The organism is Natronoarchaeum sp. GCM10025703 (assembly GCF_042661985.1).
In the GTDB taxonomy this organism is placed as follows: domain Archaea; phylum Halobacteriota; class Halobacteria; order Halobacteriales; family Natronoarchaeaceae; genus Natranaeroarchaeum.
In genome coordinates, this window is record NZ_JBHSZF010000001.1 from 1,648,406 (window position 1) to 1,663,111 (window position 14,706).

The 14,706-nt window shown below is 63.2% G+C and carries 11 protein-coding genes and 4 pseudogenes; 9 read left to right on the top strand and 6 right to left on the bottom strand.

What is annotated here, in order from left to right; all coding sequences use genetic code 11:
• Positions 1–12: 12 nt before the first annotated feature.
• A complete protein-coding gene (locus ACFQH2_RS09260) occupies positions 13–1,284 on the top strand; it encodes an NAD(P)/FAD-dependent oxidoreductase (protein ID WP_377052954.1) in 1,272 nt (423 codons plus the stop codon).
• A 382-nt stretch (positions 1,285–1,666) separates the two neighbouring features.
• Here ACFQH2_RS09260 and ACFQH2_RS09265 read toward each other — a convergent pair whose 3' ends face one another.
• Together ACFQH2_RS09265 and artA are read right to left on the bottom strand one after the other, a co-directional pair.
• Positions 1,667–2,365, bottom strand: a complete 699-nt coding sequence (locus ACFQH2_RS09265; protein ID WP_377052956.1) for a metallophosphoesterase — start codon at positions 2,363–2,365, stop codon at positions 1,667–1,669.
• Positions 2,349–3,272, bottom strand: a complete 924-nt coding sequence (artA, locus tag ACFQH2_RS09270; protein ID WP_377076660.1) for an archaeosortase A — start codon at positions 3,270–3,272, stop codon at positions 2,349–2,351. Before artA ends, ACFQH2_RS09265 begins: the two co-directional genes overlap by 17 nt.
• 169 nt (positions 3,273–3,441) lie before the next feature.
• On the opposite strand from artA, the pseudogene ACFQH2_RS09275 reads away from it, so the two are divergent.
• Positions 3,442–4,260: pseudogene (locus ACFQH2_RS09275) on the top strand (MarR family transcriptional regulator).
• Here the strand turns inward: ACFQH2_RS09275 and ACFQH2_RS09280 are convergent.
• Positions 4,230–4,547, bottom strand: a complete 318-nt coding sequence (locus ACFQH2_RS09280) for a J domain-containing protein (protein ID WP_377076661.1) — start codon at positions 4,545–4,547, stop codon at positions 4,230–4,232. The pseudogene ACFQH2_RS09275 and the gene ACFQH2_RS09280 sit on opposite strands and share 31 nt — an antisense overlap.
• An 89-nt stretch (positions 4,548–4,636) precedes the next feature.
• On the opposite strand from ACFQH2_RS09280, the gene ACFQH2_RS09285 reads away from it, so the two are divergent.
• The 4 genes and pseudogenes from ACFQH2_RS09285 (at position 4,637) to ACFQH2_RS09300 (ending at position 7,787) form a co-directional block, all read left to right on the top strand.
• On the top strand, positions 4,637–4,990 hold the full coding sequence (locus ACFQH2_RS09285) for a hypothetical protein (RefSeq protein ID WP_377076662.1): 354 nt from the start codon (positions 4,637–4,639) through the stop codon (positions 4,988–4,990).
• Between the two features lie 258 nt (positions 4,991–5,248).
• The gene (locus ACFQH2_RS09290; RefSeq protein ID WP_377076663.1) at positions 5,249–6,007 is read left to right on the top strand and encodes a hypothetical protein; all 759 of its coding nucleotides are present in this window, start codon (positions 5,249–5,251) and stop codon (positions 6,005–6,007) included.
• A gap of 54 nt (positions 6,008–6,061) precedes the next feature.
• Positions 6,062–7,051, top strand: a complete 990-nt coding sequence (gene mvk / locus ACFQH2_RS09295; RefSeq protein WP_377052966.1) for a mevalonate kinase — start codon at positions 6,062–6,064, stop codon at positions 7,049–7,051.
• Positions 7,048–7,787 (top strand): annotated as a pseudogene (locus ACFQH2_RS09300) (isopentenyl phosphate kinase). Before mvk ends, ACFQH2_RS09300 begins: the two are co-directional and overlap by 4 nt.
• 28 nt (positions 7,788–7,815) lie before the next feature.
• On the opposite strand, the gene ACFQH2_RS09305 reads toward ACFQH2_RS09300, so the two are convergent.
• Positions 7,816–8,379 (bottom strand): sugar O-acetyltransferase, encoded by a 564-nt coding sequence (locus tag ACFQH2_RS09305; protein WP_377052970.1) that lies wholly within the window; start codon positions 8,377–8,379, stop codon positions 7,816–7,818.
• 49 nt (positions 8,380–8,428) lie between these two features.
• Positions 8,429–9,031 (bottom strand): metal-dependent hydrolase, encoded by a 603-nt coding sequence (locus tag ACFQH2_RS09310; protein WP_377052972.1) that lies wholly within the window; start codon positions 9,029–9,031, stop codon positions 8,429–8,431.
• A gap of 303 nt (positions 9,032–9,334) precedes the next feature.
• Between ACFQH2_RS09310 and ACFQH2_RS09315 the strand changes: the two are divergent.
• The 3 genes and pseudogenes from ACFQH2_RS09315 (at position 9,335) to ACFQH2_RS09325 (ending at position 13,059) form a co-directional block, all read left to right on the top strand.
• Positions 9,335–10,686 (top strand): annotated as a pseudogene (locus ACFQH2_RS09315) (RNase J family beta-CASP ribonuclease).
• Position 10,687: 1 nt separating this feature from the next.
• Positions 10,688–11,739 (top strand): annotated as a pseudogene (gene idsA3, locus ACFQH2_RS09320) (geranylfarnesyl diphosphate synthase).
• Between the two features lie 102 nt (positions 11,740–11,841).
• Positions 11,842–13,059: a sugar ABC transporter substrate-binding protein gene (locus ACFQH2_RS09325; protein ID WP_377052978.1), complete on the top strand. Its 1,218-nt coding sequence runs from the start codon at positions 11,842–11,844 to the stop codon at positions 13,057–13,059.
• Between the two features lie 12 nt (positions 13,060–13,071).
• Here ACFQH2_RS09325 and ACFQH2_RS09330 read toward each other — a convergent pair whose 3' ends face one another.
• Positions 13,072–13,944, bottom strand: a complete 873-nt coding sequence (locus ACFQH2_RS09330) for a CBS domain-containing protein (RefSeq protein WP_377052980.1) — start codon at positions 13,942–13,944, stop codon at positions 13,072–13,074.
• Between the last annotated feature and the right edge of the window lie 762 nt (positions 13,945–14,706).

Consider the following 14,706-nt stretch of genomic DNA (forward strand, 5'->3'; position numbering starts at 1 on the left):
TAACGACGAGGCATGTCAGAAGCAAAGCGGGTGCTCGTCGCGGGCGCCGGTCTCGCGGGACTTGTCGCGGCACGCCACCTCGCAGAGACGGGCGTCGACGTCGAGGTACTGGAGCGGCGCGACGAGGTCGGCGGGCGCGTCCGAACGGTTCACGAGGACGGCTACACCTTCGACCGCGGCTTTCAGGTGCTCTTTACGGCCTATCCGGCGGTCCAGCGCGAACTGGATCTCGACGCTCTCGATCTGAGACATTTCACACCCGGGGCCTGTATCGCCCGCGAGGGCCAGCGCTCCATCCTCTCGGACCCGTTGCGCGACCCGGGTGCGTTCACGCAGTCCCTGTTCAACCGCGAGGTGACCACACGGGACAAGCTACGTATCCTGAAACTGCGGCGCGACCTCGCCGAAAAGTCCCACACAGCGATCTTCAGTGGCTCGGATCGGTCGATCCGGGAATATCTCCAAGAACGAGGCTTCTCCGAGCAGTTCATCGAGAACTTCGCCGCCCCTTTCTACGGCGGAATCACCCTCGACCGCTCGCTCTCGAACTCGGCGCGCGTCTTCGAGTACACCTTCAAGATGCTGACGGAGGGGCTGATCGCTGTCCCGGCCGACGGGATGGGTGCGATCCCCGCGCAGTTGGCCGACATCGCCCGCGACGCCGGTGCGACGATTCGCCTCGACGAGACGGTCGAAGAGGTCACGGCGAGCGACGACGGCGCAACGGTGACCGTCGACGGCGATCCCAGAGCGGTCGACGCGGCCATCGTCGCGACCGATCCGCCGACCGCGGCCGATCTCACTGATGTCGACACGATCCCGGTCGCTGGCCGTGGCTGTGTCACCCAGTACTACTCGATGCCCGCGAGCAAGAGCCTCGACGCCGGCAAGCGACTGATTCTCAACGCCGAGAGCGACTCGCCGAACCAGTTACTCGTCAACTCCAAAGTCGCGCCCGAGCACGCGCCGGAGGGACGTAAACTGGTCAGCGCAACCTTCCTCGGCGACCGTGAGGAGGCCGACGCACGACTCGACGATATGACTCGCCGGGCGCTCGCGTCGTGGTATCCCGAGCGTAACTTCCCGGACTTCCGACTGCTCCGGACCGAGCGCGTCCCGTTCGCCCAGTTCCGCCAGCCGCCGGGGTCGCTTTCTGACCTTCCGAACGTCGACGACCCGGCGGGCCGGTGCTATCTCGCCGGGGACTACACCCGCTGGTCCGCGATCAACGGCGCGATGGAGAGCGGGAAAGACGCCGCCCAGGCCGTGCTGAGCGATCTATAAAAAAGAGCAGCGCGAGTACCACGGGTCACCGCACCCGTGGGTGAAGCGCGTCAACTATTGTCCAAATGATTAAGTATCTCGTACACGTTTGTTCGAGAACGACCAGAAAACGATACGCAAAGTATGGGATTGAAGACCTCAATTCTTTTGCTGGTCGTCCGATGGCATGAAAATGCGGCTCCTCTCAAAACCCGTCACGAGGCGGTGAGACGGGAGTTGTCGGGTCGTGGTGGAGCGACCGACCCTCACGGAGCAACGTTCGCTTCGGGTGTTTACCCGTGCCGGGCACGAGCCGTAAGGCGAGTGCGAGGGGATTAAAGTCTGGTGCTGGTGCAGTGCAGCCCTAAACCCGGACGCCACGGGCCACCGTGCCCGTGGTACTTCACAGCATCTCTCTGAACTCCGAAAGCGGCGGAAAGCGGAACGTCTCCTCGGCATCGGCGTCCCGAACGATCGGTCGAAACCGACCTAGAGCGTCGACGAGTGGCGACTCCAGGCTCCGCGTGCGATTGAGCAGGACGCCCGGTGCGAGCCTGTTGAACGCCGGCAGGACGAACACGTCGCTCCCCCGGTAGACGGCTTCACCGTAGAGATGGCAGGGGCGGCGTTGTCCCTCGATCTCGATAGATGGGTGATCGTGGCCGATCACGTAGCGCTCGGCGTCGGCGCTCGGTGTCTCGTGGCCGTGCAGGACGACGGTTCGGTCGTCGGCGAGGCGGTGTTCGTCGACCACGTCGCCCTCCCACATCGCGTCGAGCATCCCATCGTGGTTTCCGGCGACGAGAATCGGCGTCGCGCCGGCGTCCCTGACGGTTTCGACGAGCGCTGCGAGCGTCTCGTCCGCTCCTTCCGGAACGCTGTCGAACGCGTGCAGGATATCGCCGCCGAACACGACGGTCCCGGGGGCGAACCGGTCGAGAAGGGAGGACAGACGCTCGGTCAGATCCTGGCGTTCGCCAAGCGGCAGTTCGACGTTCGAGGCGGCGTCGCGACCGATGTGGACGTCGGCGAGAACCAGCGCGTCAGCGTCGGGCAGGTACACCGAACGGCGACCGATCCGTAGCTCACTCGTCGCCGCCATCGGTACGAACCGTGTCTACCCCGAGTTCGGCCCGGAGGTCGTACTCGTCGCCGGTCAGGACGAAGAGCAGTTCGTCGAGCACGTCGAACAGCTCCGGCAGGACGCGCACCACGAGCAGCGTGATGCCGACCAGCGCGACGATCGAGAGCGTCTGCGAGATCATGTGGTGGGAGACGAAAAACGAGGTTCGCATGCTTTCGCCGGCGAACAGTACGGTGATAGATTCGAGGATCGGGTAGTCGAACCAGGCAAGCGGGGAGGCCAGTCCGACGAAGACATTCCGGGCGAGGTTGAGGATCCAGATGACGCCGACGGCAAGCGCGAACGCCTTGACTTTCCGGGCCAGTGGCGCGCGCACCGAGGCGATCAGGCCGCCGAAGATGGAGATGCTTCCGATCCCGGTACACGCGAGGACGATGTACGTCGAGTAGCCCTCGAACGCAAAACGGCTCACGAGGCCGTTAGAGCCCTCTTCGAGCCCCGGAGAGTAGCCGAGCAGTTCCATCCCCATGTGCGATTGGATCGCGACCGTCTCGATGAGCCAGATCCGGAGCGGGTCGATCGTGGTAAACGGCAGGTAGATCAGACCCATCAGCCCGACGGCCCTGGTCAGCATCAACAGCGAGTCGCGGCCGCCGTAGAGCAGGTAGCCGGCGTAGACGCTCAGTGGCAGCCCTGCGATACTGAGGATCGTTTCGAGGGGGCTCTGGGCCTCGTAGTAGAAGTGCGGAACCATCGTGAGCCAGAACACGCCGAACAGTACCCACGCACCGGTACCGACGTACCGGGCCTGCTTCCGGTTCCCAGCCGCGTCGAGCGCGGCCGTCAGGAGGAAGGCACCGATGGCGACCCAGACGAAGTGGTCCGTCGGATCGAAGGAGACGATCCCATCGACCACGAGCGGCATACTCGAAGCTACAGTCACTGAAGACGGGTAATCCCTGATTAAATATAGGCTTATCGGGATCTGACGGCGCTCGCACATGACCGGCATTGGCCCACACTCACGGCGAGGACGTGGTACTGCACGGCGACACCGTGGTGTTTTTTTACGGCTGCGCGGCTACTGTGGGGATATGTCCGACGTTCTCGAGAACAAACGATCTGCGACTCGCTTTCGTATCCTCGTCGAAATCGCGGATCGACAACCTGCAGTGAGTCAGGGTGAGATTGCAGATGCCGTCGGCGTCACGAGTCAGGCGGTAAGCGAGTACATCCGGGAACTGGTCGACGATGGCCTCGTCGAGAAGGAGGGCCGGTCGCGCTATCGGGTCACAAAGGAGGGCGTCGACTGGCTACTCTCTGAAGCGACTGACGTCCGCCGGTTCGCCGACCACGTCACCGAGGACATCCTCGGGAGCGTACAGGAAGACGCCGCCATCGCCGCCGATACGATCGAAGAGGGCGAACGCGTCACGCTCACCGTCGAGGACGGCCTGTTGCACGCGACTCCCGGCGAGTCGGGACCCGCGACCGGTGTCGCGACGACCGACGCGGAGGGGGCGAAGACGTCGGCGTCACCGGCTTCGAGGGGATCATCGATCTCGACCCCGGCGACGTCACAGTACTCCAGATCCCGCCGGTACGGTCGGGTGGAAGCCGGGCCGTCGAAAGCGACGCGCTCGAAACACGCTGTAGCGAGGTAGATATCGTCGCGGCCGCGGGTGTCGAGGCCGTCGTTGCCCTACGTTCGGCCGATGTGGACATCGATACACAGTTCGCCGCCGGCGAGGTGGCCGTGGATGCGGCGGGCAGGGGCTGATGTGCTCGTGGCGTCGACGACCGACAACGTCGGGCGCGTGACCGACGCGCTTCGGGACGAAGAGATCGCGTACGAAGTCGCGGATCTCTGCCCGTCGCGCGCTCAACTCGCGTGTTCTTTTGCGGCGTCGTAGGCGTCCTGGACCTGTTTGAACTCCGCGTGGTCCCCGCCGTGATCGGGGTGGACGTCGATGACTCGATCCCGGTAGGCGTGTTCGACCTCGGCGAGGTCGGCGTCGGTCGAGAGGCCGAGTTCGGCGTACGCGCTCGTCGGCACACCCTCGGAGCGATCGATGGTCACAGTCGGCGTCTCGAACGGGAGGCGGCCGCCGAGCGCGATGCCGGGGAGTTCGTGTTCGACCAGTACGGGTTCGCTATCGCTCGATCGTAGCGTGAAGTAGACGCGGGGATCGAACGTCACCGCGACGTCGCGTTGTGGAAGATAGAACTCGGTCGTCTGGCCTTCGATGGTACGTCCTTCCTCGTATCGTTCGCCGATGGCTTCAAATAATGTCTGATCTCGGCGCGCCGTCGTGCCATCCCGTCGCCCGCTCCGTCCGCTCTCCGCTCGCGCTGGCTGCTCGATTGCGGAGCGAACCGGTGGCCGATAAAGAAGATTCCAGCGACGATAGCCGAGAATACACCGGCCAGGGTGATACCGCCGATGAGCCAGTCGGGGAGCACAGCGAGTGTTTGCCAGACCACACGCGTGATTACTGCTGGATGCTAATGAAGGTCTCGGGGACGGATCGAGTCACAGATCTGAGATGGCAGGGCGGAGCGCGGTATCTCCCAACCGATCTCGGTTCGGGTAGCTACGTCAGTAGCTTCGTCGTCTGTATTACAAAAAGGGCGCTGATCTGAAGGCCGCAACACTCAATTAGCTTCCAACGAAGACACAGTAGCGACTGTGAACCGTCGAACACTACTTGTCTCCGTCGGAGCAGTCCTTGCCGGTACGGCTGGCTGTACCGATCTGGAGTCCTCGCTCGACGAAGCGGGGGATCGGTTAGGCGGAGACTCCGGCCCGGACCGCCCCTGGGGGAGCTACCGGTCACCGTCTCTCTCGACGACCGGACCGATGGCGGTCGGCAGGGGTTCGAGGCACTCCTCGTCGAGGGGATGGAGTACTGGGAGGCACGGAGCGAGGAGTTCGCCGGCTACGGGATCGAGTACGCTTTCGACCCCGACCGGGACGACACGGACGTTATCGTCGAGTTAGTCGAGAACGTCCAGACCTGCTCGGTCGATGGCCACAACCGTGAAGCGGTCGGCTGTGCCCCGGTAATCGTCGGCGACGCGCCCGACACTGCGACGATCGAGATCAAGGACGGCTTTTCGGACGAACTAACCCTCACCACGATCAAACACGAGTTCGGCCATACGCTCGGCCTCGGCCACGACGACGATCCGGTCGAGATCATGTCCGACGACCCCGGCGACCGGATCCCCGACTACGACCTCCGTGTCGAGATCCACGAGCGCTATCGCGAGACAGTCGAGCAGATCAACGAGGGGACGGATCGGTACCAACGGGGAACCGAACTGCTCGGCGACCTGGAGTGGGCCGAAGCCGTTGAGCCGTTCGAGGAGGCCAGCGAACACTACAACACCGCCCGCGACGCGCTAACCGAGATGCGAGAGGATGCCGAATCTATCGACGCCCACCGGGCCGTAGCGCTACTCGGCGAAACGGAGAGCTTCGCCAACCTGTACGGCGACGCCGCCGAATCATACGCGCTGATGGCGGCGGCCCGGGCCGACGAGAACTTCGCCGAGGCGCGCGGACACCGTGAGGACGCAAACGAGGCTGTCGGAGCGGCACTTGAGTACGACGTCGAGGTCGGGTATTCGCTCGCCGAAGCACTCGGCCTGCAGTAGCGTCGGTCGCGACGTTCCGCAACCATTGTAACTCAGGCACCCAGAGACAGTGCCATGACCACTTCGAGCGCCCCCGGCAAGGTCTACCTGTTCGGGGAACACGCCGTGGTGTACGGCGAACCCGCGGTGCCGTGCGCTATCGAGCGCCGTGCGCGGGTGACGGTCGAACAACGCGAGGACAGTCGCCTCCGCGTCCATGCCGACGATCTGAGCCTGAACGGCTTCACCGTCGAGTACAGCGGTGCGACGGACGAGACGCCCGACGTTGACGTCGCCGAGCCGCTGATCCGGGCCGCGATGGGCTACGTCGACGCCGCTGTCAGGCAGGCGAGAGACGCCGCGGACGCACCCGAAGCCGGCTTCGACATCACCATCGAGAGCGACATCCCGCTCGGGGCGGGTCTCGGTTCCTCGGCCGCTGTGACCGTCGCCGGCATCGACGCGGCGACGCGCGAACTCGGCGTCACCCTCGATCCCGAGGAGATCGCCGACCGCGCGTTCCAGGCCGAGTACGAAGTGCAGGACGGACAGGCCTCCCGCGCCGACACCTTCTGCTCGGCGATGGGCGGCGCAGTCCGGGTTGAGGGCGACGACTGTCGGGCCGTCGACGCGCCCGAACTCCCCATCGTGGTCGGCTTCGACGGCGGTGCGGGCGACACCGGCGAACTCGTTGCCGGTGTCAGGGAACTCCGAGACGCGTACGGCTTTGCCGCCGATACGGTCGAGGCCATCGGCGACATTGTTCGCGAGGGCGAGCGCGCACTCGCAGATGGCGACGTCGAACGCCTCGGCGAACTGATGGACTTCAATCACGGACTGCTCGAAGCGCTGGGCGTCTCCTCCAGATCACTCGACAACATGGTGTGGGCGGCCCGCGACGCCGGCGCGTACGGCGCAAAGCTCACCGGTGCGGGCGGCGGCGGCTGTATCGTCGCGCTCGACGACAGCGAGGAGACCGAGACGGCACTCCGGTTCACCCCTGGCTGTGAGGAGACGTTCCGGGCCGGACTGGACCGCAAAGGCGTCCGCGTGGAGAACCAATGACCGTCGTCCTGAAACTCGGCGGGAGCGTCGTCACCGAGAAAGACCGCGAGGAGACGCTCGACGGCGAGTCGCTCGACGCCGCGGCGACCGCGGTGGGCAACGCGCTGGATGGGCTGGACGGCCTGATCGTCGTCCATGGGGGCGGAAGCTTCGGCCATCCCAACGCCGCGGCCTACGACGTCTCGACGACGCAGGGCACGCACGACTCCAACGGTGTGCTGGCGATCCACGGCGCGATGAAGACGCTCAACACGTTCGTCCTTCGACGGCTTCGCGAGCACGACGTGCCCGCCGTCCCCGTCCATCCGCTCTCGGCGGCGAGCAGGGATGGTGATGGGGAACTGACCCTGCCCACGGAGCAGGTACGGACCCTGCTCGACGAGGGGTTCGTCCCCGTGCTTCACGGCGATGTCATCGCTCACGCGGGCGAGGGCGTCACCGTCGTCAGCGGCGACGAACTGATCGTGGAACTGGCACAGGGCGTCGACGCCGACCGGGTCGGCCTCTGTTCTGCCGTGCCGGGCGTTCTCGACGCTGAAGACGAGGTCATCCCGCTGGTCGACGAGTACGACGACGTCGCAGACGTACTCGGCGCAAGCGACGCAACGGATGTGACCGGGGGATGGCCGGGAAAGTGCGGGCGCTACTCGAACTGGACGTCGAGGCGTCTATCTTCGACCTCGACGCCGTCGGGCCGTTCCTCGCAGGCGAGCGCGTCGGGACGACTATCCAGTAGTCCGTTTGTAGCGTCTTTCGCTATCTGCTCAGTCGTTGTCGAGTTCCTTTATAACAGTCGCAGGGTTCCCCTGCACGACGACATCGTCAGGGACGTCCTCGGTAACCACCGCACCCGATCCGATCACGACCCCGTCGCCGACCGTCACACCGGGGTTGATTACCGCCTGCCCGCCGATCCAGACGTCGTCGCCGATTGTCACCGGTTTGCCGTACTCCAGCCCCTGCGATCGTTCGTGGGCGTCGATCGGATGGGTCGCAGTGTAGATGTGAACGCTCGGTCCGAGCATGCAGTCGTCGCCGATCTCCACGGGGCAGACGTCCAGGATGATACAGTTGACGTTCGCGAAGAAGTCGTCGCCAACGGTGATATTGAAGCCGTAGTCACATCGGAAGTCGGGTTCGACGTACGGGTTCTCTCCGACCGATCCGAACAGTTCGGCCAGCAGTTCCTGTCGTTGCTCCTCGTCGTCTATCGGGGCATCGTTGTACTGCCGGGTGAGTCGACGGGCACGGTCGTGTGCGGCGTCGAGTTCGGGATCCTCCGGATCGTATAGCTCTCCAATAACCATCTTCTCCTTCTCGCTGGTCATGGCTGGGGTTCGCTGGGCCAGCGAGAAAACCGTTCCCGTCTCGCCCCGACTACTGCAGATACCGCTCGGGGACGTACTCCTCGACCGGTCCGGGGACCTTCGAGAAGACCGTCGGTGCAAGGTCTGCCAACCACTTCCGCAAGAGCACGTAGACGAGCGAGATGGAGAGCAGGGCGGCAACGAGGGTGATCGCTGGACCGTCCAGCCACACGATTGCTGGTACGGCGAACCCACTCGCGAGCACCAGATCCTCGGGGGCGCCGTCGTAGCGGATCAGCCGACGTGGCGCGACCCAGCGGCCGTTGTAGTGGTCGTAGACCGCTCTGGTGGAACTCCCTTCCCACGGCCGGAGTTCGAGACCCCCACCGAAGACGTCCATCAGACAGTGGGCGGCAGCAGCGGCGACGCCGACCGCCAGCGCGACCGTCAGGGCGGTCGGGACGAGGAGAGCGACTGCTGCGGCGGGAACAGCCAGTATCGAGTAGTACACCGGGAAGTGCAGCGTCTGACGATGGCCTGCGTACATGTCGAGGTCCGGAACGGCCCCGCCGAGCGCCCCGGCGACGAGGGCCGCCGGTGCGAGTTCGGGAGCCACGGCCACGACTGGTAGCGCGAGTGCAAGCCCTGCCAGCACGTGGGTGGAGAGCATCATCGTGTATCACCGAACGTCTCTCAGAAATATATGCTTGCTGTGGGTGAGTCTGTCAGCCGGAGTAGTCTCAAATCCGCTGTACGCCCCCCATTTCAGTCACGGCCAAGCCGCGCCTTTTTAGTACAGGGACTCGTAGGCAGGAGTATCACGACCCGCGGGTAGTAGTGTCCGTCGCCGGGACCGGCACTGCGGGCGGGTGCGAGGCCGACGTGCTGTAAGACGCCGGGGTCACGTTCCCGTTGCTCGCGGGCGTTTCAGTGAGCGGACGCGCCACGCTTGTGGCTTTGAATGCTCGGACCAACTATGGAAATCGAAATTGCAACAATCGGCGGCTACGAAGCGGTCGGACGGCAGATGACTGCCGTCCGCGCAGGCGATGACGTGGTAATCTTCGACATGGGACTGAACCTGTCCCAGGTGCTGATCCACGACAACGTCGAAACCGAACGGATGCACAGTCTCGACCTGATCGACATGGGAGCGATCCCGGACGATCGGGTCATGAGCGAACTCGAAGGCGACGTCAAGGCCATCGTTCCGACCCACGGTCACCTCGACCACATCGGTGCGATCAGCAAACTCGCACATCGATACGACGCACCGGTCGTCGCGAGCCCCTACACGATCGAACTGACGAAACAGCAGATCGAGAGCGAACAGAAGTTCGGCGTCGAGAACGATCTGGTGAAAATGAACGCTGGCGAGACGATGAGCATCGGCGACTCCGGTAACGTCGAACTCGAGTTCGTCAACGTCACACACTCGATCATCGACGCGATCAACCCGGTCCTTCACACGCCCGAAGGCTCGGTCGTCTACGGCCTCGACAAGCGGATGGACCACGATCCGGTCATCGGCGACCCGATCGACATGAAGCGGTTCCGTGAGATCGGCCGCGAGGAGAGGGTGTCCTCTGTTATATCGAGGATTGTACGAACGCAAACAAGCAGGGCCGCACGCCCAGCGAGTCAGTCGCTCGGAACCACCTGAAAGACACGCTCTACAGCATGGAGGACTACGACGGTGGAATCGTCGCGACGACGTTCTCCAGTCACATCTCGCGGGTCTCCAGCCTCGTCGAGTTCGCCAAGGATATCGGCCGACAGCCAGTGCTGCTCGGTCGCTCGATGGAGAAGTACTCGGGCACGGCAGAACGCCTTGACTTCGTCGACTTCCCGGACGACCTGGGGATGTTCGGCCACCGAAAGAGCGTCGACCGGACGTTCAAGCGGATCATGAACGAGGGCAAGGAGGACTTCCTGCCCATCGTCACCGGCCACCAGGGCGAGCCACGTGCGATGCTCACCCGCATGGCCCGCGGCGAGACGCCGTACGACCTGCACGACGGCGACAAGGTCGTCTTCTCGGCCCGCGTCATTCCGGAGCCGACCAACGAGGGACAGCGCTATCAGGCGGAGAAGCTCCTCGGCATGCAGGGCGCACGGATCTATAGCGACATCCACGTCTCCGGACACCTCCGTCAGGAGGGCCACTACAAGATGCTCGACGCGCTGCAGCCCCAGCACGTCATCCCGGCCCACCAGGATATGAAAGGATACTCGGGCTACGTCGACCTCGCATCGAGCCAGGGCTACAAACTTGGCCGCGACCTGCACGTAACCCGCAACGGCAACCGCATCCAGCTCGTCGACTGATATGACGGATACCGAGGCCCGCGAAGAGCGCGTGTTGGAGGCGGTTCGCGAGCGACGCGAACTTGTCAACGCCGCGATTCCAGAAGAGCTACCGGTTGTAGAGCCAGAACGGCTCTACGAGGCCTCGCGCTATCTACTCGACGCCGGTGGGAAGCGACTCCGCCCGACGGTCTCGCTGCTCGTCGCCGAAGCGCTCGCCGCGACAGAGCCGGTTCCGGGCGACTATCGCTCGTTCCCGACGCTCGTCGACGGCGAAGAGATCGATCTGATGGCGGCGGCGGTGAGCGTCGAAGTCATCCAGTCGTTCACGCTCATCCACGACGACATCATGGACGACGACGACCTTCGTCGGGGGTCCCCGCAGTCCATCAGGAGTACGATCTCGAAACGGCGATTCTCGCCGGCGATACGCTGTACTCGAAAGCCTTCGAGATCATGCTCGACACGAACGCGCCGGCGGAGCGGACCGTCCGCGCGCTCGACGTCCTCGCGTCGACGTGTACGCATATCTGCGAGGGACAGGCCCTCGACGTTGCGTTCGAGACGCGCGACGACGTCTTGCCCGACGAGTATCTCGATATGGTCGAACAGAAGACCGCAGTGCTGTACGGGGCCTCGGCCTGTCTCCCGGCCATCCTGATGGGTGCCGACGACGAAACGGTCGACGCGCTCTACGGCTACGGAATCGACATCGGTCGCGGTTTCCAGATCCAGGACGACGTGCTGGATCTGACTGTCCCGAGCGAGACGCTCGGCAAACAGCGCGGCAGCGACCTCGTCGAGAACAAGCAGACGCTCCTGACCCTGCACGCCAGGGAACACGGCGTCGACGTCGAGTCGCTCGTCGAGACCGACTCGGTCGAAGCGGTCACGGAAGCCGAAATCGACGAGGCGGTGGCCCGGCTTCAGGAAGCCGGTAGCATCGACTACGCCCGCCAGACGGCGGCGGAACTCGTCGAATCGGGGAAATCACGGCTCGAAGTACTTCCGGAAAACGAGTCCCGTGAACTGCTCGAGTCGCTTGCCGACTACCTGATCGAACGCGGCTACTGAGTCGCCGTTCGTCTGTCGTTCTTTTTGGACCACCCTGTGCGCGCTTCAGATCGCAATAGCCGTACCGCAGGCCATATGTCGATACTACCTCAAGAGAGCATAATGGATCGACGAACGGTTCTGAAGACCGCAGGTGGGATCGTCGCGACGAGCGCGCTGTCCGGGTGTCTCGGCGGCGAGGACGCGCCCGGAGACGCGAGCGTCTGGCACGAACTCTCCGATCCACTCGCAGAGGCGTTCACGACGAGCGTCGACGCGTACGAGGCAGAGACCGATGCCCAGATCAGCGTTCAGCAGCAGTCCGCCCTTGAGAGCCAACTCGCGACGGCGGTGGACGGCGGGTCGGCCCCGGAGCTATATATCAGGACGCACGACCGCGTCGGTAACCACGACGACCGCGGCTTCCTGTTCGACGGGAGCGAGTATCTGGACGTCGACGTCGACGAGACGTTCGACGATCTGGCCGCCCAGTCGGTACGGACCCCCGACGGCGGGGAGACGATTGGACTACCCCGCTCGGCGGAAGTACCGACACTACTGTACAACGAGGCACATCTCGATAGCCCGCCCGAGACGTTCGACGAACTGATCGCCGATGCCCAGGCGTTTCACGCCCCCGGCGACGACCAGTACGGCTTCACCTGTCCCGGGCGAGCATACTTCATCAGCGCGTGGCTCCTCGCATTCGGCGGCTTCGTCTCTCGACTGGACGACGAAGGCTCACCCGAACTCGGGATCGAAAATCAGGAGTTCCACGACGGGATGGCGCTGTACCGCGACGAACTGTCCGACCTCCAACCGACGGAACTGACATACGACGAGCAGACCGACACCTTCGCGACGGGGGACGCGCTGTTCCACATCAACGGTCCGTGGGCGGTAAACGACCTGCACGAGGCCGACGTCGAACTGGGCGTCGCGGCGCTCCCGGAGCTAGCCGACGGGGAGTTGACGCCGTACGCCAACGTTTCGTTGTTGTACTTCACCACGAGCATGACCGACGACGAGGAGGACGCACGGCGTGACGCGGCAATCGATTTCGCGGAGTGGTACGCAACCAACGACGAGGTCGCCGAACGGATGGCCGAAGATCACTCGCGTATCCCGGTGCAGGACGACATCGATCCCGCGACACTCTCCGATGACGTCGCGGCCTTCGCCGAGACGTTCGGACAGGCCCGCCTCCAGCCAGCCCACCAGTCGATAGAAGCAGTCTGGGGGCCACTCGACGACGCTATCGTGGACGTGCTCGACGAGGGTGCGGACATCGCGGATCGGTTCGCGGACGCGGCCGATGAGATCCGCGACGAGTGGACCTGATCGGCACGGCTTTTAGTCCGGCAGTTCCTGCAACAGCACTGTCGCCGTCCCGTCGACCGCGACTGTCCCTTCCTCGCCGTACACCCGGGTCGCCAGCCGATACCTGTTCTGACCGAGATCCTCGACGAACTCGCACATTGCCGTGACCGTCTCGCCGACGGGGATCGCCTCGCGAAAACTGACGTCCTGCGAGAGATAGATCGTCAGTCCGGGGATGCGAGCGAGCGCCGAACTGATCAACCCGAGGGTGAGTACGCCGTGGACGATCGGTTTGCCGAACTCCGTTTTGCTGGCGAACGACTCGTCGAGATGGAGTCGGTTCGTGTCCCCACTGGCCTGTGCGAACGCCCGCACGTCGGCTTCGTCGATGCGCTTCGTGAATCGGACCGTGTCCCCGATGTTGATCGTCTCCTCTTCCGCACCGTCGACGTATTCGAGTTTCCAGTCCTCCTCTTCGTAGGTCACCCCGAGATGCGGGTCCAGATCGTGATTTTCCTCCGGAATCCCGAGTACGAGCCTCGGAACGTAGTTCGAGACCGATTTGGTCGTGACGATACCGACGATTCCGTCCTCGGTGACGGCGAGACGTTTGATCCCCTTCCGGTCCATCTTTCGAGCAACGGTTTCGATCGTTGCGTCGGCCCGGATCGTTTCCAGCGGTGACGACATGATATCGGCGGCCGTCACTTGATTTGTGTCGGTCTCAGTCGCCAGTAGGTCGACGATATCCGTCTGGGTAATGATTCCTCGTGGCTCCTCACCGACGAGTACAGCACCGACAGGGCCATCCCGTAGCGTCCGCGCGACTTTCTGCGCGGATTCGCGGGGGTCGACGATGTCCACGGTTTCGGTCATGACGTCCTCGGCCCTGATCTGAATAATCATATGCAAACTACACAGGATCGGAGCAAGTATCTGGTGCAGACGAGGGAGCGGGCCGGTCGAGTCCGATGGATCGTTACTCTCCCGCCTACCCGTTCTGAGATGCAGTTGCAATGCTGATGAGCGAGCGTTTGTTTCCAGATCGCTACGTCGACGGTGGCGTCACGTCCGATAGTCGGACCATCTGGGTAATTTCATCAAAATAGTTAGTATTAATTTAGAACAATATTATTTACGATCAGTGCTGAATCTGAACGGTTAGCATCTGAAGACGGCGGATAGACGTACAACTCCCGTCAAGACGATTAGCACCGAGAGGAGTAGATAAAACCACTTTAGATAGACTATAGAAGTATGTCGATGTCTATGACGCCACAGAGAAAATACTCCGCGACTGTATGTATGTGTCTATAGTTCAGACCCATTGAAAAGACGATAGCGGCATCAGTGGGCGATATCGACGCAGCACACGAGAGGATCTTGACGATACTTGATAGAGTCAGGGTCCGAATCGAAGTAACGCACAGCCACCGTACTTTTTAATACCGTATTTATTATGGTTCGAACTATATACAGGATTTATTATAATATTATACTGGCCTCCGCTAACGGCTGGGTTGCCACGATGAACCGTTCGTTCGGGATCATCTGCGTCTACCACTGAGAGTGCGTACCACAGCTCACGTATGGCGAGAGCGATCTTCCTGCCGACAGCGGTCCCCGCGCTCTAGAAAACCGATCGAAACAACACCGACCGATTTCGTC

Coding starts and splice junctions, on each gene's coding strand:
- ACFQH2_RS09260 (WP_377052954.1), top strand. CDS start 13: ATGTCAGAAGCAAAGCGGGTGCTCGTCGCGGGCGCCGGTCTCGCGGGA.
- ACFQH2_RS09265 (WP_377052956.1), bottom strand. CDS start 2,365: ATGGCGGCGACGAGTGAGCTACGGATCGGTCGCCGTTCGGTGTACCTG.
- artA (WP_377076660.1), bottom strand. CDS start 3,272: ATGCCGCTCGTGGTCGATGGGATCGTCTCCTTCGATCCGACGGACCAC.
- ACFQH2_RS09285 (WP_377076662.1), top strand. CDS start 4,637: ATGTCTGATCTCGGCGCGCCGTCGTGCCATCCCGTCGCCCGCTCCGTC.
- ACFQH2_RS09290 (WP_377076663.1), top strand. CDS start 5,249: ATGGAGTACTGGGAGGCACGGAGCGAGGAGTTCGCCGGCTACGGGATC.
- mvk (WP_377052966.1), top strand. CDS start 6,062: ATGACCACTTCGAGCGCCCCCGGCAAGGTCTACCTGTTCGGGGAACAC.
- ACFQH2_RS09305 (WP_377052970.1), bottom strand. CDS start 8,379: ATGACCAGCGAGAAGGAGAAGATGGTTATTGGAGAGCTATACGATCCG.
- ACFQH2_RS09310 (WP_377052972.1), bottom strand. CDS start 9,031: ATGATGCTCTCCACCCACGTGCTGGCAGGGCTTGCACTCGCGCTACCA.
- ACFQH2_RS09325 (WP_377052978.1), top strand. CDS start 11,842: ATGGATCGACGAACGGTTCTGAAGACCGCAGGTGGGATCGTCGCGACG.
- ACFQH2_RS09330 (WP_377052980.1), bottom strand. CDS start 13,944: ATGATTATTCAGATCAGGGCCGAGGACGTCATGACCGAAACCGTGGAC.